The organism is Sphingopyxis sp. GW821-FHT10B01, assembly GCF_059415685.1.
This window is the reverse complement of the sequence record NZ_JBWKNS010000002.1, coordinates 862450-877894: the sequence shown is the minus strand read 5'-3', so window position 1 is coordinate 877894 and position 15445 is coordinate 862450. Positions and strand designations below refer to the sequence as shown.

Annotated in this window: 22 protein-coding genes and 1 pseudogene; 22 read left to right on the top strand and 1 reads right to left on the bottom strand. The window is 64.5% G+C overall.

Annotated elements, in window-relative coordinates; genetic code table 11:
• Nucleotides 1–174: 174 nt before the first annotated feature.
• A pseudogene (locus AC07NV_RS08650) lies at nt 175–1362 on the bottom strand (YifB family Mg chelatase-like AAA ATPase); the annotation flags it as partial.
• 162 nt (nt 1363–1524) lie between these two features.
• Here AC07NV_RS08650 and AC07NV_RS08645 point away from each other — a divergent pair.
• The 22 genes from AC07NV_RS08645 to AC07NV_RS08540 all read left to right on the top strand — a co-directional run bounded on the left by AC07NV_RS08645 (nt 1525) and on the right by AC07NV_RS08540 (nt 15222).
• Nucleotides 1525–2172: a TetR/AcrR family transcriptional regulator gene (locus AC07NV_RS08645; protein ID WP_495165908.1), complete on the top strand. Its 648-nt coding sequence runs from the start codon at nt 1525–1527 to the stop codon at nt 2170–2172.
• Nucleotides 2173–2246: 74 nt separating this feature from the next.
• Nucleotides 2247–2681, top strand: coding sequence for a VOC family protein (locus AC07NV_RS08640; RefSeq protein ID WP_495165907.1), 435 nt, complete (start codon nt 2247–2249; stop codon nt 2679–2681).
• Nucleotides 2682–2706: 25 nt separating this feature from the next.
• The gene (locus AC07NV_RS08635; protein WP_495165906.1) at nt 2707–3123 is read left to right on the top strand and encodes a DoxX family protein; all 417 of its coding nucleotides are present in this window, start codon (nt 2707–2709) and stop codon (nt 3121–3123) included.
• Entirely contained in the window at nt 3120–3338 is a 219-nt protein-coding gene (locus AC07NV_RS08630) for a DUF4287 domain-containing protein (RefSeq protein WP_495165905.1), read from the top strand. Before AC07NV_RS08635 ends, AC07NV_RS08630 begins: the two co-directional genes overlap by 4 nt.
• Nucleotides 3339–3415: 77 nt before the next feature.
• Nucleotides 3416–4093: a glutathione S-transferase family protein gene (locus tag AC07NV_RS08625; protein ID WP_495165904.1), complete on the top strand. Its 678-nt coding sequence runs from the start codon at nt 3416–3418 to the stop codon at nt 4091–4093.
• 157 nt (nt 4094–4250) lie between these two features.
• Nucleotides 4251–4970, top strand: coding sequence for a DUF1428 domain-containing protein (locus tag AC07NV_RS08620; protein ID WP_495165903.1), 720 nt, complete (start codon nt 4251–4253; stop codon nt 4968–4970).
• Between the two features lie 145 nt (nt 4971–5115).
• Nucleotides 5116–5754 (top strand): glutathione S-transferase family protein, encoded by a 639-nt coding sequence (locus AC07NV_RS08615; protein WP_495165902.1) that lies wholly within the window; start codon nt 5116–5118, stop codon nt 5752–5754.
• A 26-nt stretch (nt 5755–5780) separates the two neighbouring features.
• Entirely contained in the window at nt 5781–6344 is a 564-nt protein-coding gene (locus AC07NV_RS08610) for a GFA family protein (RefSeq protein ID WP_495165901.1), read from the top strand.
• Complete coding sequence (locus tag AC07NV_RS08605) at nt 6341–6643, top strand: DUF6958 family protein (protein WP_495165900.1); 303 nt, start codon at nt 6341–6343, stop codon at nt 6641–6643. Before AC07NV_RS08610 ends, AC07NV_RS08605 begins: the two co-directional genes overlap by 4 nt.
• A gap of 209 nt (nt 6644–6852) precedes the next feature.
• The gene (locus AC07NV_RS08600) at nt 6853–7647 is read left to right on the top strand and encodes a VOC family protein (RefSeq protein WP_495165899.1); all 795 of its coding nucleotides are present in this window, start codon (nt 6853–6855) and stop codon (nt 7645–7647) included.
• Nucleotides 7648–7663: 16 nt separating this feature from the next.
• Nucleotides 7664–8077, top strand: coding sequence for a VOC family protein (locus AC07NV_RS08595; protein ID WP_495165898.1), 414 nt, complete (start codon nt 7664–7666; stop codon nt 8075–8077).
• Nucleotides 8077–8589 (top strand): VOC family protein, encoded by a 513-nt coding sequence (locus tag AC07NV_RS08590; RefSeq protein ID WP_495165897.1) that lies wholly within the window; start codon nt 8077–8079, stop codon nt 8587–8589. The genes AC07NV_RS08595 and AC07NV_RS08590 overlap by 1 nt, the downstream gene beginning before the upstream one ends.
• Nucleotides 8579–9028 (top strand): hypothetical protein, encoded by a 450-nt coding sequence (locus tag AC07NV_RS08585; protein ID WP_495165896.1) that lies wholly within the window; start codon nt 8579–8581, stop codon nt 9026–9028. Before AC07NV_RS08590 ends, AC07NV_RS08585 begins: the two co-directional genes overlap by 11 nt.
• Entirely contained in the window at nt 9028–9681 is a 654-nt protein-coding gene (locus AC07NV_RS08580) for a glutathione S-transferase family protein (protein ID WP_495165895.1), read from the top strand. The genes AC07NV_RS08585 and AC07NV_RS08580 overlap by 1 nt, the downstream gene beginning before the upstream one ends.
• A 162-nt stretch (nt 9682–9843) precedes the next feature.
• Nucleotides 9844–10626: an alpha/beta hydrolase gene (locus AC07NV_RS08575; protein WP_495165894.1), complete on the top strand. Its 783-nt coding sequence runs from the start codon at nt 9844–9846 to the stop codon at nt 10624–10626.
• Nucleotides 10627–10815: 189 nt separating this feature from the next.
• The gene (locus tag AC07NV_RS08570; RefSeq protein WP_495165893.1) at nt 10816–11151 is read left to right on the top strand and encodes a hypothetical protein; all 336 of its coding nucleotides are present in this window, start codon (nt 10816–10818) and stop codon (nt 11149–11151) included.
• A gap of 101 nt (nt 11152–11252) precedes the next feature.
• A complete protein-coding gene (gene rpmH / locus AC07NV_RS08565) occupies nt 11253–11387 on the top strand; it encodes a 50S ribosomal protein L34 (protein ID WP_039570342.1) in 135 nt (44 codons plus the stop codon).
• Nucleotides 11388–11416: 29 nt separating this feature from the next.
• A complete protein-coding gene (gene rnpA / locus AC07NV_RS08560; RefSeq protein ID WP_495165892.1) occupies nt 11417–11761 on the top strand; it encodes a ribonuclease P protein component in 345 nt (114 codons plus the stop codon).
• Nucleotides 11758–11970, top strand: coding sequence for a membrane protein insertion efficiency factor YidD (gene yidD / locus AC07NV_RS08555; protein WP_039570339.1), 213 nt, complete (start codon nt 11758–11760; stop codon nt 11968–11970). The genes rnpA and yidD overlap by 4 nt, the downstream gene beginning before the upstream one ends.
• 44 nt (nt 11971–12014) lie before the next feature.
• Nucleotides 12015–13760 carry a membrane protein insertase YidC gene (yidC, locus tag AC07NV_RS08550; protein WP_495165891.1) on the top strand — a complete coding sequence of 582 codons (1746 nt, stop codon included), beginning with the start codon at nt 12015–12017 and terminating at the stop codon, nt 13758–13760.
• On the top strand, nt 13757–14419 hold the full coding sequence (gene yihA, locus AC07NV_RS08545; protein WP_495165890.1) for a ribosome biogenesis GTP-binding protein YihA/YsxC: 663 nt from the start codon (nt 13757–13759) through the stop codon (nt 14417–14419). The genes yidC and yihA overlap by 4 nt, the downstream gene beginning before the upstream one ends.
• A gap of 131 nt (nt 14420–14550) precedes the next feature.
• Nucleotides 14551–15222 (top strand): glutathione S-transferase family protein, encoded by a 672-nt coding sequence (locus AC07NV_RS08540; protein ID WP_495165889.1) that lies wholly within the window; start codon nt 14551–14553, stop codon nt 15220–15222.
• The last annotated feature ends 223 nt before the right edge of the window (nt 15223–15445 follow it).

Sequence of the window (15445 nt, the reverse complement as noted above, 5' to 3'; positions counted from 1 at the left end):
CGAAAAAATGATCGGAAAATCAGCCAATTTTTCCGCTGAATCTAGTCGCACTAGCTTTCGCGTTTTTTATGATCTCCAAGATAAATCATTGTCGTGTAATGGAAAATTTCGGGATTCTTATAGCGAAGAAGATCGCCATATTCGCACTAGCTTCCGATATTCGCACTAGCTTCCGAGTTTCACATCGGCGGCGCTGACCGCCTGCACCTCGACATGCAGGTCGATGCGGTCGAGCAGCGGCCCCGACAGCTTTGCCTGATAATCGGCGGCGCAGCGCGGCGCCCGGCTGCACGCGAGCGCGGGGTCGCCGAGATGGCCGCAGCGGCACGGATTCATCGCGGCGACAAGCTGGACGCGCGCCGGGAAGGTGACATGCGCATTGGCGCGCGCGACGCTGACCTCGCCCGTTTCGAGCGGCTGGCGCAGCGAATCGAGCACCCCGCGCTGGAACTCGGGCAGTTCGTCGAGGAACAAGACGCCGAGATGCGCGAGGCTGACCTCTCCCGGGCGGACACGCAGCCCGCCGCCGACGAGCGCGGGCATCGACGCCGAATGATGCGGGCTGCGGAACGGCCGCGCACGGACGAGGCGACCGCCTTCGAGCCCGCCCGCGACCGACGCGATCATCGATACTTCGAGCGCTTCGGCGGGGGTGAGGTCGGGCAATATGCCCGGCATACACGCCGCCATCAGCGACTTGCCCGCGCCGGGCGGCCCCGACATCATCAGATTATGTGCGCCGGCCGCGGCGATTTCGAGCGCGCGCTTTGCCGTCTCCTGCCCTTTCACCTGGCGCAGGTCGGCGGTGCGAACCGGCACCTCGACCTCGCCCGGCACCGGCGGCGCCAGCAAGGCATTGCCCTTGAAATGGTTGAGCAGCGACAGGAGGTCGGGCGCGCCGAGCACCTCGACATTACCCGCCCACGCCGCCTCGGGGCCCTGCACCGCGGGACAGATCAGGCCGCGCTCGACGCTGCCAGCATGAATGGCGGCGAGCAGGACGCCCGGCGACGGCGCCACCCGCCCGTCGAGCCCGAGTTCGCCAACGACCACGTAGGCGGCAAGCGTCTCGGGATCGACGACCCCCATCGCGCCCAGCAGAGCGAGCGCGATCGGCAGATCATAGTGCGAGCCTTCCTTGGGCAGGTCGGCGGGCGACAGGTTGACGGTGATAACCTTGGGAGGGAGCGACAGGCCGATCGCGGCGATCGCGGCGCGCACGCGCTCGCGGCTTTCGCCCACCGCCTTGTCGGGCAGGCCGACAACGACGAAGCGCGGCACGCCGGGGGTGACCTGGCACTGCACCTCGACCCCGCGGGCGTCGATGCCGAGATACGCAACAGTGGAAACGACTGCGACCATATTTCCCCCGGAACAGCACAATGTGCCCCCTTTGTTCCGATCTCTTCTTTAGGCCCGGCGGCGGGAAGGTCGAGTCTTTTTCGGAAGTTGGCGAAGGTGCCGCGGAGCATATGGTCGATCGCGCATTTGACAACATACCAACTAGTCGGTATGTCGAGTCGCATGACGCCGAATCACCCCTCCTCCGAAACCGCATCGACCCGCGCTCCGCGGGGCAGCGCGCGCGCGAAGCTGATCGCCGCGGCGCATGCCACGGTGCGCAAGCAGGGCTATTCGGCAACGACGGTCGACCAGATCTGTGCCGCCGCGGGCGTGACCAAAGGTGCCTTCTTCCATCATTTCGCATCGAAGGAAGATCTGGCGGTTGCCGCCGCCGAAGGCTGGACCGAGCGCGCGCGGCCGATGTTCGAACTCGCGCCGCACGTCCGGCTCGAGGACCCGCTCGACCGGTTGCTCGGCCATATCGATTTCCGCCTGGCGATGCTCGACGGCCCAACCGAGGATTATACCTGCTTCGTCGGCACGATGGTGCAGGAAGCCTATTCGACCAACGACCGCATCCGCGCGGCGTGCGAGGCGAGCATCAACGCCTATTGCCAGGCGCTCGCCCCCGACATCGCCGCTGCGATGAAAGTTTACGGCGTGCCCGAGGACATCACCGCGATCGGCCTCGCCCAGCATGTCCAGTCGGTGCTGCAGGGCGCCTTCGTTCTGGCGAAAACGACGAACGACCCGGCGATTGCACGCGGCACGGTCACCCATTTGAAGCGTTATGTCCGGATGCTGTTCGGCGCGGGAAGCACGTCATGATGCGACAGATAATTGCCGCTGCGCGCCGCGCACGCTGACTTCAACAATCAACACCCCCCAAAGGAGAGAAGACGATGCCCCAGATGATTTTTGTGAACCTGCCGGTCACCGACCTCGACAAGTCGAAGGCCTTTTACGAAGCGGTCGGCGCGGTGAACAACCCCGCCTTCACCGACGACACCGCGGCCTGCATGGTCGTCGCCGAAGGGTCGATCCACGTCATGCTGCTGACCCACGCCAAATGGGCGACCTTCACGTCGAAAACGATCCCCGACGCGCACACCACCGCGCAGGTCCTGCTCTGCGTCTCGGCCGACAACCGCGAGGCGGTCGATGCTCAGGTCGAAAAAGCGACCGCCGCGGGCGGCAAGGCCGACCCGACCCCGACGCAGGATTTCGGCTTCATGTACGGCCGCAGCTTCGAGGATCCCGATGGCCATATCTGGGAAGTGATGTGGATGGACCCCGCCGCAATCCCCGCCGGCGAACCCGCCGAAGCATCGGCATAAGCAGAGCATAGGGAGGAGGAAGAGGATGACAGACCAACAAACCGGCAAGGGTCAGTTGATCGCGGGCCATATTTTAAGCGGCCTAGTGATCCTCTTCCTGCTCTTCGATGCCGGGCTCAAGCTGGTGTCGCCCGAAACGGCGATCAAATACACGCCGCCCAGCCTCGGATGGCCGCTCGACGTCCCGACGATGACGATGCTCGCGGTCCTGCTGCTGATCCCGACCCTGCTTTATATCTGGCCGCGCACCGCGATCCTCGGTGCGATCCTGATCACCGGCTATCTCGGCGGCGCGATCGCGACCCATGTGCGGATCGGCAGCCCGCTGTTCAGCCACTGCCTGTTCGGCGTCTACCTCGGCCTGATGCTGTGGGGCGGACTGTGGCTGCGCGACCCGCGCCTCCGCGCGCTGATCCCGCTGCGGACGGGAGCGAGCGCATGAGTTTCCAAGCCTATATCGACAATGTCGAAACCAAGACCGGCAAATCGGCCGAAGCGCTGAAGGCGATCGCGATCGACAAGGGCCTCGCCGACGAAAGCGGCCTCGCTCCGGGCGTCAAGGCCGGCGCGATCATCGACTGGCTGAAGCAGGATTATGACCTTGGCCACGGCCACGCGATGTCGATCGTCGCCTGGATCAAAGGGAAGAGGAGCTAGCCGCCGTCCCATATCTGTCGTCACCCCGGCGAAGGCCGGGATGACGACAGAGAAGCTAAAGCGAGAGGAACTAGATCATGCCTGTAAATCCCGACAGCAAACTCGAAGTCACCGCCTTCAACTGGGTTCCCGACTTCGCCCGCGGCTATGTCCGCGACCTCCGCCCGCGCTGGGCGTGCGAGGAAATCGGGCTCGATTATGCCGAGCATCTGATCAGCGCGATCAACCGCCCCGCCGATCATTTCCTGTTCCAGCCCTGGGGGCAGGTGCCGGTGCTGAACGACGGCGGTATCCGCCTGTTCGAAAGCGGCGCCATCCTGCTCCACCTCGCCGAAAAGGACGCGCGGCTGATGCCCCGCGACGCACAGGCACGCGCCAACACGCTCGCCTGGCTGTTCGCCGCCTATAACAGCGTCGAGCCGATGCTGTTCGAGCTCGGCAATGTCGACATCTTCGCGGCCGAAGAGGAATGGGCGAAGCTGCGCCGTCCGAGCCTGATCGAGTTCATCCAGGGTCGGCTCGGCCGCCTGAACGACGCAATCGGCGACAAAGACTATCTGACGGGCGAATTCACCGTCGCCGACATCGCGATGGCGACCGTGCTGCGCGAAGCCGTCGAGGCCGGCCTGATCGCCGAGCAGCCACGGTTGCAGGCCTATCTGGGTCGCTGCCTCGCCCGCCCCGCCTTCCAGCGCGCGATGGACGCGCAGCTGGCCGCCTTCAGCGAAGAAGCGGGACCGCCCGCCGCGCAATAGAGAAAACCCCTCCTCTTCAGAGGAGGGGTTGGGGTGGTGAAGGCAGCTGGGCGTGATGCCTCGACCACCACCCCGCTGCGACTAGGGCGCAAACGCCCAAGTCTCGCTGCCCCTCCTCTGAAGAGGAGGGGTTGAGAAGGGAAGAAGGAGAGACAAGATGACCTATGTAGAAGGATTTGTGGTCGCGGTGCCGACCGCCAACAAGGAAGCCTATCGCAAACATGCCGCCGAAGCGGCGCCGCTGTTCAAGGAGTTCGGCGTCGCGCGCATGGTCGAATGCTGGGGCGACGACGTGCCCGACGGCAAGGTGAACGACTTCAAGGGCGCCGTGCAGGCGAAACCCGACGAGACCGTCGTGTTCAGCTGGTTCGAATATCCCGACAAGGCGACGCGCGATGCCGCGACCGAAAAGATGATGAGCGACCCCCGCATGGCGGCGATGGGCGGCGAGATGCCGTTCGACGGCAAGCGCATGATCATCGGCGGATTCGACTCGATCGTCGACGACCGCGCCGCAGGCTCGACCGCCTATGTCGACGGCTATCTCGTGCCCGTCCCCGACGGCAACAAGGAAGCCTATCGCGCGATGGCCGAGAAGGCGTCCGAGGTGTTCCGCGACTATGGCGCGACGCGCGTCGTCGAGGCGTGGGGCGACGATGTTCCCGACGGCAAGGTCACCGACTATGCCCGCGCCGCGCACAAGAAGGACGGCGAAACCGTCGTTTACAGCTGGGTCGAATGGCCGAGCAAGGAAGCACGCACCGCCGGCTGGGAAAAGATGATGACCGATGAGCGGATGAAGCCCGATCCCGAGAACACCCCGTTCGACGGCGCGCGCATGATCTATGGCGGCTTCGCGCCGATCGTCGAAGCCTGACAGCCCGTTCCTCCCCGTGGCGCAGCCATGGGGAGGGGGCAGCGGCGGAGCCGCTCATGGTGGAGCCCGCCTTTCCACCACCGCTTCGCCGCGCGCCCTCCCCGTTGCCCCGCGACAGGGAGGATCGAGAGGAAGGACCCGAAAGATGATGAAACTTTATGGAACCCCGCCCACCCGCGCGTTGCGCGCGATGTGGCTCTTGAACGAACTCGACCTCGCCCATGAAATCATCCCGATCGACCTCGGCGCCGGCGAACAGCTGACGCCCGAATTTCTGGCGCTCAATCCCGCCGCGAAGCTGCCGGTTCTGGTCGACGGCGATCAGGTGGTGAGCGAATCGGCGGCTATCCAGCTCTATCTCGCCGACAAATATGGCGACCGGTTTCCCGGTGGCGGCCTGATCCCCGACACCCCCGAAGCGCGCGCCCAAATGTATCGCTGGCTGTTTTTCCTGATGACCGAGATCGAAGGGCCGCTGTGGCGGATCGCGTTGCACAGCTTCCTCTATGCGCCCGACGAGCAATCGGCCGCAGAAATTGCGCTGGCGAAGCGCGATTGCCAACGGATGATCGCGGTGTTCGAGCAGCATATGCAGGCGCGCGACTTTGTCGTCGGCGGGCAGTTGACGGTCGCCGATTTCAACGCCGCCTACACGCTCGATTGGGCGAGCCTCGAAGACATGCTCGACGATGCCCCCGCGCTGCGCGCCTATCTGGCGTCGATTTACACGCGCCCCAAAGCGCCGGCAACGATCGCTGAGACGATGGCCGCGCTGGAAGCATGACCTGCCGGACAGACGAGGAGATCGAGATGGCCCGCAACGACGCACGCAGCCCCAGCACCGAACGGCGCACCGCGTCGTGCCGGTGCGGCGCAGTGACGCTCGAACTCACCGGCAAGCCGATCGTCGCGGCGACCTGCTATTGTCATAGCTGTCAGGCGGCCGGGGCGGCGTTCGACAGGCTCCCCGGTGCGCCGGGGGTGGTCGGCACCGACGGCGGAACCCCCTATGTGCTGGTCCGCAAGGATCGCATCGCGTGGCTGTCGGGGTCGGACCAGCTCGGCGAGCATCGGTTGAAACCCGATTCGCCGACGCGGCGATTTGTGTCGCGATGCTGCAATTCGCCGATCGCGCTCGAATTCACCAAAGGCCATTGGCTGAGCGTCTATTCGGGGCGTATCCCGGAAAGCGAGCGCCCCGCGGCCGAGATGCGGACCATGGTCGGCGACCGGCGCGAAGGGGTCGAGCTGTCCGGCGACATCCCCAATTATGCCTCGCCGTCGGGCAAATTCATGTGGCGGTTGCTGACCGCATGGGCCGCGATGGGTTTCCGCGCCCCGCCGATCGAAGCGACGAAGGGATATGCACGATGAGCAAGGCCGTCGTCGAACGCATCGAAATGCTCAATGTCGTCAGCCCCAGCCATGTCGTGCGGGTCGAGAAGGCCAAATATGACGCGATGAAAGAGGCGCTGCTTGCGTCGGTGCCCAAGAGCCAGCCCGGCTTGACCGTCGCCGAGATCAAGATGCGGGTGCTGCCGCTGCTGCCCGAGGCGTTGTTCCCCGGCGGCGCGAAGGCCGGCTGGTGGCTGAAGGGCGTTCAGCTCGATCTTGAGGCGCGTGGGCTGATCGCGCGCGAAAATGTGACGCCGCTGCGGCTGCACCGGCTATAATGAACGCAGAAGGAATCGGGATATGGAACCTCTGTCCGTCCCCGGCGAAAGCCCCGAATATTGCGCCATGCGGGCCGGACCGTTCGCCGACGCGTTCGCGCGGCGCCGCCGGATCGAGGCGCCGCCGCCAAGCATCCCGTGTTCGGCCCGGCAGCCCCCTTCTGCCCCGGCCTGATCTGATCGAAATTAAGACAGCGAGGAGAGCGACGATGACCGAAGCATCCAATTTCATCTGGTACGAACTTATGACCCCCGATCCCGCGAGCGCGGCGTCCTTTTACGGCGCGGTCGTCGGCTGGTCGATCGCGCCGCAAGGCGAACAAGCCGCCGGCGGCGTCGACTATCGCATGATCGGCCGCAGCGACGGCGGCCATGCGGGCGGGGTGCTGGCGCTGAACGCCGACATGCTCGCAGGCGGCGCCCGGCCGATCTGGATCGGCTATCTTCACGTCGCCGACGTCGATGCCGCAGTCGCGGCGATCAAGGCCGACGGCGGCAGCGTCCAGATGCCGCCGATGGATATCCCCGTCGGGCGCATCGCGATGGTCGCCGATCCGCAGGGCGCGCCCTTCTATGTCATGGACCCCAAACCGCCCGAGGGCAGCGAAGGCATGGAAAGCGATGTTTTTTCGGTGACCGAGGCACAGCATATGCGCTGGAACGAACTTGCCACCAGCGACCCCGACGCCGCCATCGCCTTTTACAAAAAGCATTTCGGCTGGGGACAGGAAGGCGAAATGCCGATGGGCGAGCTGGGCGCGTATCGCTTCATCCAGCGCGGCGAGGTCGGTCTCGGCGCGGTGATGCCGCTCATGGAGGGCTATCCGGTCCCGGTGTGGAATTTCTACATCGGGGTCGACGATATCGACCGCGCGCGGGATGCCGTAGCCGCGAACGGCGGCACGATCACCAACGAACCGATGGAAATCCCCGGCGGCGAATATGCGATGAACGCGATCGACCCGCAGGGCGCGCCGGTCGGCTTCGTCGGCCCGCGCAAATAACCGGAGGAGAGAGACGATGGAAAACCAGCGCCCGACGACGGGACTGACCCCGCATATCGCCATCGCCGACAAGCGTGCGAGCGAAGCGATCGATTTCTACATCAAGGCGTTCGGCGCGACCGAGAATATGCGCATGCCCGCCGACGACGGCGTGCGATTGATGCACGCGCATCTGACGATCAACGGCGCGTCGCTGATGATGCACGACGAGTTTCCCGAATATGTCGCGAATGAAAGCGGTCCCCCCGACGGGGTGACTTTGCACCTGCACGTCGACGATGCCGATGCCTGGTTCGAGCGCGCGGTCGCCGCAGGCGCGAGCGTCGTCATGCCGCTCGACAATATGTTCTGGGGGGATCGCTATGCCCAGATAAAGGATCCGTTCGGCCATCTCTGGGCGATCGGCGGGCCCATCAAAGGAGAGAAATGATGACACAGCAACCGACAACCCAGCCCGTGAGCCTCTGCCTCTGGTACGACAAGGATGCAGAAGAGGCCGCCAATTTCTATGCCGCGACCTTCCCGAACAGCCGCGTGGGCGCGGTCCACAAGGCGCCGGGCGACTTCCCCGGCGGCAAGAAGGGCGACGCGCTGACCGTCGATTTCACCGTCCTCGGCATCCCGTGCGTCGGGCTCAACGGCGGTCCGGTCTTCCCGCACAGCGAAGCCTTTTCCTTTCAGGTCCATACCGACACGCAGGAAGAAACCGACCGCTACTGGAACGCGATCGTCGGCAACGGCGGCAAGGAAAGCGCGTGCGGCTGGTGCAAGGACAAATGGGGCCTCAACTGGCAGATCACCCCGCGCGTGCTGACCGACGCGACGATGGGCGGCGACCCCGAAGTCGCGAAGCGTGCCTTCGACGCGATGATGACGATGCACAAGATCGATATCGCGACAATCGAGGCCGCGGTGCGGGGCGAAGCCGTCGGTGCGGCGTAACCCGGCACTCTTCGCATGGGCCCTCTGCGGCACGCTCGACATCGTCTATGCGGCGGTGTCGAGCGTGCTGCGCGGCGGCACCGTCTCCTCTATGCTCCACGCCGTTGCCAGCGGGCCGTTTGGCGACGGTGCGCCGCAATGGGGCATCGGCGGCGATATCGCCGGCCTCGCGACGCACTATGCGATCATGGGCGCAATGGTCGCTTTCTGGTTCTTCGCCGTCCGCCGCATTCCGGCAATCGCGCGGCAGCCGTGGTGGCTGGCGGGCACGATTTATGGGCTGATCCTCTATTATGTCATGAACGGCATCGTGCTGCCGCTGCGCTTCGGCGTGCCCTTCCCCCCCGCCGATCTCGTCAAGGGCGCGATCGCGCTCTTTCCGCACATTTTCTTTGTCGGCTGGCCGCTCGCCTGGTTGACGCGCAAGGATAGCAATTGATGCTGATTTTTTATGGCCACCCCTTCTCCTCCTACACGTGGAAGGTGCTGATCGCGCTCTACGAGAAGGGGATCGAATTCGACTATCGCGTCCTTGGCCCCGATACCCCGCGCCACGGCGACGAACTCAAGGCGCATTGGCCCATCGGGCAATTCCCCTTGCTCGTCCATGATGGCGTGCCGCATTTCGAATCGTCGATCATCATCGAATATCTCGATCATCTGGTGCCCGAACCGCGAATGATCCCGCAGGATTTCGACGCGGCACTGAAGGTCCGGCTGCTCGACCGTGTGTTCGACAATCATGTGATGGGCAGGATGCAGGAGGTGGTGAACAACGCGCTGCGCGGCCCCGAAAACCATGTGCCGCTGATCGTCGAACAGGCGAAGGCAAAGCTCGATACCATCTATCGCTGGCTCGACGGCGAGCTGGCGGGCGGCGGCTGGGCGACGCCTTATGGCTTTACGCTGGCCGATTGCGCGGCCGCGCCATCGCTCTTCTACGCCGACTGGACCCACCGGATTCCCGAACAGTACGAGAATCTGCGCGCTTATCGCGCGCGGCTGCTCGCGCATCCGACGGTATCGCGCTGCATCGAGGATGCCCGGCCGTACCGTCCCTTCTTCCCGCTCGGGGCGCCCGATCGCGACTGAACAATATGTGTGCCCCGGCGAAAGCCGGGGTCCACGACAGTCGCACTGCACCTCTGGCCCCGGCTTTCGCCGGGGAACAGCTTGCGTCCCATATCGGGGTTAACGCGGCGCTGACGCTGCCTGTTCGCCATTTGATAGGCGCGCACGCGCGAAGGCGGACGCATGGTTTCGCCGTCCGCCATCCTCCGCACGCTCATCGTCGCCGCCTTGGCGGCGGTGCTCGCGTTCGCGCCGGCGCATGCGCAGCAGGTCATGACGATCACCACCACGACGGTGACATGGACCTATGCCGACGCGGGCGACGACGACGGCAAAGACTATATCGACGAAGACGCCGCGTTGCTCGATGACGAGGCACTCGCCGAAGACGCCGGTTTCGCAGCGACACGCCGCTATGCCCCGAACGCCACGTTCGCGACGCTCGGTCATGCGAAAGCGCGCTTCGGGCCCTTTTCGGTGATCGACGGCGCGACCGTCCGCATGGCGGGCGACGTCACCTCGGCAACGCCGCGCCAGTTCGCGGCGATGCGCGCCGCCTTCCCCGGAATCAAGCGGCTCGAGATGGTCGATTGTCCGGGCAGCCTCGACGAAGAAGCCAATCTGATCCTCGCGCGGGCAATTCGCCGGGCGGGCATGGAAACCGTCGTTCCGGCAGGCGGCTCGATCCGCTCGGGCGCGGTCGAACTGTGGCTGGCCGGCGTCACCCGCCGCGCGGCGCCCGATGCCGAATTCGGCGTCCACAGCTGGGCCGACGAATATGGCCGCGAGGCGAACGACTATCCGGCGAACGATCCGGTCCACGCCGAATATCTGGGCTATTACCGCGAAATGGGGCTGGACGACGCCAAGGCGCGCGAATTCTATGCGCTGACCAACAGCACCCCGTTCGACGACGTCCGCTATCTGACGCGCGACGATATGGCGCGCTTCGTGGCGCTGAATTAACCTCCCACGCTCGTCATGCTGAACTTGTTTCAGCATCCATGGCCGGACCTCCAATTCTACGCCGCGCCGTATGAAATGGCGGGCCATGGACCCTGAAACAAGTTCAGGGTGACGAAGAGATAGAAGCGCGCGCTCGATACTCGCCGTACTATCCTTGTAACACGCCGCCCCTCACCCCACATCGCCCCTATGGCGAAACGCAGCCTCTATCAGCGATTGCGCACGAACCCGCAGGTACGAACGGGGCTGTTCTGCCTCGGCATCCTGCTGATGATCGCGGCGCCGCTGCTCGGTCCGCTGCCCGGCCCCGGCTTCATCATCCTGTTTCCCGCGGGGCTGATGCTGAGCTTGCAGAACAGCGAATGGGCAAAACGCGTCTATGTCCGCTTCAAACGGCGCCACCCGCGCTACGCCGGCTGGACCGACCGGTTGATGCGGCGCACCAGCGCGGCGCGGCGGCGCGAGCGCGAGGCACTGTCGGCGGCGGAAGGCGAAACGCTGGAAAACCGTCCCAATGACAATTGACTTTGCACCGACTCTCGCTTATCCGCGCCTCCATCAGTGGCCGCCCACGTTTGGCGGCCCTTTTCTGTTAAAGCCTTTGACGAGAATTAGGGACAACCGCGATGAAGCGTACCTTTCAACCGAGCAACCTCGTGCGCGCCCGTCGCCACGGTTTCCGCGCCCGCAAGGCGACGGTCGGTGGCCGCAAGATTCTCGCCAACCGCCGCGCCCAGGGCCGCAAGAAGCTGTCGGCCTGATCGCTGACGTTTCTGCGCCAGTCAAACTGGTGCGAACGCTTTCAAAACGTAGCGAATTTCTGGCCGCCAACCGCGGCCTTCGCTTTCCCATGCCCGGCTTTGTCCTGCTCGTCCGCCAGCGCGGCGACGGCGACGATTCGCTGGGCATCGGCTATACCGTCAGCAAGAAGGTCGGCAATTCCGTCACCCGCAACCGGATGAAACGCCGGCTGCGCGAATTGTGCCGCGCCGCCTTGCCCGAATCGGGTGTTGCCGGCGCCGACCATGTGCTGATCGGCCGCCCGGGCGGCAACGACATCGTCTTTGCCGAGCTTGGCGACCATCTCGATTCGGCGCTGAAACGCGCGGCGAAGAAGCTCGTAAAACCGGCATGATCGCGAAATTGCTGATCCTGATCGCGCGCGGCTGGCAAATCGGCCCGTCGCGCATCCTGCCACCGACCTGCCGCTATTCGCCATCGTGCAGCGCCTATGCGATCACCGCGCTCCAGCGCCACGGTGCGATCAAGGGTGGCTGGCTGGCGACAAAGCGGCTATTGCGCTGCCATCCTTGGGGGGGCCACGGCCACGACCCCGTTCCCTGAACGGGTCATCCCCGACTTTTTGATACGAAGAGAGACCAACGAGCGTGGACGACAAGCGTAACATGATCACGGCCATCCTGCTGTCGGTGGCAATCCTGATCGGCTGGAATTTCGTCGCAGACAAATTCTTCCCCACGCCCGACAAACCCGATGTGACCAAGACGGTCGCGGGGCACGACGGCGCGGCGCCGGCCGCGGTGCCGGGCCAGCCCGCCGCGCTGCCCGCTCCCGGTGTCCCCGCGCCCGCCACGGCGCAGCCGATCCGCCCGATCGAGGCCGTGCTCGGCGAAGGCAATCGTATCCCCATCGACACCCCCGCGATCAAGGGATCGATCAACCTTGTCGGCGCGCGCGTCGACGACATCACGCTCAGCAAATATCGCCAGACGATCAAGAAGGATTCGCCGCCGGTGCGTCTGTTCGCGCCCGCCGGAACCAAGGCCGCCTATTTCGCCAGCATCGGCTGGTCGGCGCAGGGCGTCGTCGTGCCGGGCCCGACCACGCTGTGGACCGCCACGGGCACGAAATTGACCCCGTCGACGCCGGTCACGCTGAGCTGGGCGAACGGCGCCGGACAGACGTTCCGCATCGAATACAGCATCGACAGCGATTATCTGATCACCGCGAAGCAGACGATCGCCAACACCGGCACCACGCCGGTCGCGGTGCGCAGCGGGACCTATATCGACCGCACCGGCAAGCCGACCGATCCGCACGAACAGGACAGCTGGACGATCCACGTCGGCCCGACCGGATATCTCGACGGCAAGTCGAACTTCACCAACTATGACGAGCTGGAAGAGGCGGCGGGCAACACCGTTTCCTACACCTCGGCCGGCTGGCTCGGCTTCACCGACAAATATTGGCTTGCCGCGGTTGTCCCGGCGAAGGGCGAAAAAGTCTCGGCCGCGTTCAATTCGCTGCCCGGCGGCGCCTATCGTGCCGCCTTTGCCCGCGATCTCGTCGAGGTTGCGCCGGGCAAGCAGATCACGACGACCAGCCGCGTCTTTGCCGGCGCCAAGGAAGTCAGCACGCTGTCGCACTATCAGGACGATCAGGGCATCACCCGCCTGTCGAACGCGATCGACTGGGGCTGGTTCGAATTTTTCGAGGTCCCGATCTTCAAGCTGCTCGACTGGTTGTTCAAGCAGGTCGGCAATTTCGGCGTCGCGATCATGGTGCTGACGCTGATCATCCGTGCGCTGATGTTCCCGATCGCGCAGCGCCAGTTCGGATCGATGGCGCAGATGCGCCTTGTCCAGCCGAAGATGAAGGCGCTGCAGGAACGCTATAAGGACGACAAGCCCAAGCAGCAGCAGGAGCTGATGAAGCTCTATAAGGAAGAGAAGATCAATCCGCTCGCCGGCTGTCTGCCGATCGTGATCCAGATCCCGATCTTCTATGCCCTCTACAAGGTGCTGATGCTGACGATCGAAATGCGGCACCAGCCGTTCATCCTGTGGATCAAGGATCTGTCGGCGCCCGATCCGCTGCACATCCTCAACCTGTTCGGCCTGCTGCCCTTCACCCCGCCGTCGATCCTGTCGATCGGCATCCTCGCGGTGATCCTGGGCATCACGATGTTCCTGCAGTTCCGTCTGAACCCGCAAGCGACCGATCCGGTGCAGCAGCAGGTGTTCAAGATCATGCCGTGGCTGTTCATGTTCATCATGGCGCCGTTCGCGGCGGGCCTGCTGCTTTACTGGATCACCAACAACCTGCTGTCGATCGCGCAGCAGCAGTGGATGTACCGCAAATTCCCGCAGCTGAAGGCGGCACCAGCCAAGTGAGCGAAATCGAACTTGAACCCGGTGCCGATCCCGAACGGGCAGAGCGCGCGCGCAAGCTGTTCTCGGGACCGATCACCTTCCTGAAATCGGCGCCCGCGCTCGAGCATCTGCCGGCGCCGAGCGTGCCCGAAATCGCGTTCGCGGGCCGCTCGAACGTCGGCAAGTCGTCGCTGCTCAACGCACTGACGAACCGCAACAATCTGGCGCGCACCTCGGTCACCCCGGGGCGCACGCAGGAACTCAACTATTTCGACGTCGGCGAGAACCCGCTAATCTTCCGCCTCGTCGACATGCCGGGCTATGGCTTTGCCAAGGCGCCGAAGGATGTCGTCAAGAAATGGCGATATCTGATCAACGACTATGTGCGCGGGCGCGTGGTGCTGAAACGCACCCTCGTGCTGATCGACAGCCGTCACGGCATGAAGGACGTCGATCGCGAAGTGCTCGAAATGCTCGACGTCGGGGCGGTCAGCTATCGCATCGTCCTGACCAAGGCCGACAAGGTGAAGGCGACCGAGCTTGCTGCCGTGCTGGCGGCGACCGAGGTCGAGGCGCGCAAACACGCCGCCGCGCACCCGCAAGTGATCGTGACGAGCAGCGAGAAAGGCATGGGGATCGCCGAGCTGCGGACCGCGGTGCTGGAAGCGGTCGAAATTTAGAAGGCGCCCGGCGACTTGACTCCTCGGCCGTTCGTGTCGAGCGAAGTCGAGACACCCATCGGGATAGCGCAAGATCGAGGGGCATCTCGACTTCGCTCGATGCGAACGGATTTTTGGAGTTCGAGCTCGTTATGAAACTCTTCCTCGGCAACAAGGCATATTCAAGCTGGAGCCTGCGCGGCTGGCTGGCGGTCAAGCATAGCGGCATGCCGTTCGAGGAAGTCACCGTCCCCCTCTATGACGAGGACTGGAGCAACCGGCGCGAGGGCGACGAGTTCGCGCCGTCGGGCGGCAAGGTCCCGATCCTGTGGGACGGCGAGGATATCGTCGTGTGGGACAGCCTCGCGATCATCGATTATCTCAACGAAAAGACCGGCGGAACCAAGGGCTATTGGCCCGAGGATATGGCGGCGCGCGCGATGGCGCGGTCGATGGCCGCCGAAATGCATTCGAGCTTTGCCGCGCTCCGCCGCAACCACAGCATGAACATCCGCCGCATCTATCCCCCCGCCGAGTTGCTGCCCGAGGTTCAGGCCGATGTGATCCGCATCTTCCAGATCTGGGCCGAGGCGCGCGCGCGGTTCGGCGGCGGCGGAGATTTCCTCTTTGGCAGCTGGTCGGCCGCCGACATCATGTTCGCGCCCGTCGTCACCCGCTTCATCACCTATTCGATCCCGCTGCCGCGCTTTGCCGCCGCTTATGCGCAGGCGGTGATCAGCCACCCGTGCATGCAGGAATGGATCGGCGGCGCGCAGGCCGAGGACTGGATCATCGAAAAGTTCGAGGGGCCGGTCGAAGGATAACGATCGTCGCCTATCGACCGGTTGGAGACACGCCTGTTCCCGTTCGCATCGAGCGAAGTCGAGAGGCCCATCGGCGCGGCGCAAGGTCGAAGGGTGTCTCGACTTCGCTCGACACGAACGGATGAGGGAACGTCCAGAAACGACCGATAGTTGCCCTTCCCTTCATCGTCATCCCGGACTTGATAGGGGATCCACGACGACGGCGCAGCTATGGATCCCGGAT

Coding starts and splice junctions, on each gene's coding strand:
- AC07NV_RS08615 (WP_495165902.1), top strand. CDS start 5,116: ATGATGAAACTTTATGGAACCCCGCCCACCCGCGCGTTGCGCGCGATG.
- AC07NV_RS08635 (WP_495165906.1), top strand. CDS start 2,707: ATGACAGACCAACAAACCGGCAAGGGTCAGTTGATCGCGGGCCATATT.
- AC07NV_RS08605 (WP_495165900.1), top strand. CDS start 6,341: ATGAGCAAGGCCGTCGTCGAACGCATCGAAATGCTCAATGTCGTCAGC.
- AC07NV_RS08590 (WP_495165897.1), top strand. CDS start 8,077: ATGACACAGCAACCGACAACCCAGCCCGTGAGCCTCTGCCTCTGGTAC.
- AC07NV_RS08570 (WP_495165893.1), top strand. CDS start 10,816: ATGGCGAAACGCAGCCTCTATCAGCGATTGCGCACGAACCCGCAGGTA.
- AC07NV_RS08620 (WP_495165903.1), top strand. CDS start 4,251: ATGACCTATGTAGAAGGATTTGTGGTCGCGGTGCCGACCGCCAACAAG.
- AC07NV_RS08625 (WP_495165904.1), top strand. CDS start 3,416: ATGCCTGTAAATCCCGACAGCAAACTCGAAGTCACCGCCTTCAACTGG.
- AC07NV_RS08595 (WP_495165898.1), top strand. CDS start 7,664: ATGGAAAACCAGCGCCCGACGACGGGACTGACCCCGCATATCGCCATC.
- AC07NV_RS08540 (WP_495165889.1), top strand. CDS start 14,551: ATGAAACTCTTCCTCGGCAACAAGGCATATTCAAGCTGGAGCCTGCGC.
- AC07NV_RS08630 (WP_495165905.1), top strand. CDS start 3,120: ATGAGTTTCCAAGCCTATATCGACAATGTCGAAACCAAGACCGGCAAA.
- AC07NV_RS08640 (WP_495165907.1), top strand. CDS start 2,247: ATGCCCCAGATGATTTTTGTGAACCTGCCGGTCACCGACCTCGACAAG.
- yidD (WP_039570339.1), top strand. CDS start 11,758: ATGATCGCGAAATTGCTGATCCTGATCGCGCGCGGCTGGCAAATCGGC.
- AC07NV_RS08600 (WP_495165899.1), top strand. CDS start 6,853: ATGACCGAAGCATCCAATTTCATCTGGTACGAACTTATGACCCCCGAT.
- AC07NV_RS08645 (WP_495165908.1), top strand. CDS start 1,525: ATGACGCCGAATCACCCCTCCTCCGAAACCGCATCGACCCGCGCTCCG.
- rpmH (WP_039570342.1), top strand. CDS start 11,253: ATGAAGCGTACCTTTCAACCGAGCAACCTCGTGCGCGCCCGTCGCCAC.
- AC07NV_RS08580 (WP_495165895.1), top strand. CDS start 9,028: ATGCTGATTTTTTATGGCCACCCCTTCTCCTCCTACACGTGGAAGGTG.
- AC07NV_RS08610 (WP_495165901.1), top strand. CDS start 5,781: ATGGCCCGCAACGACGCACGCAGCCCCAGCACCGAACGGCGCACCGCG.
- AC07NV_RS08575 (WP_495165894.1), top strand. CDS start 9,844: ATGGTTTCGCCGTCCGCCATCCTCCGCACGCTCATCGTCGCCGCCTTG.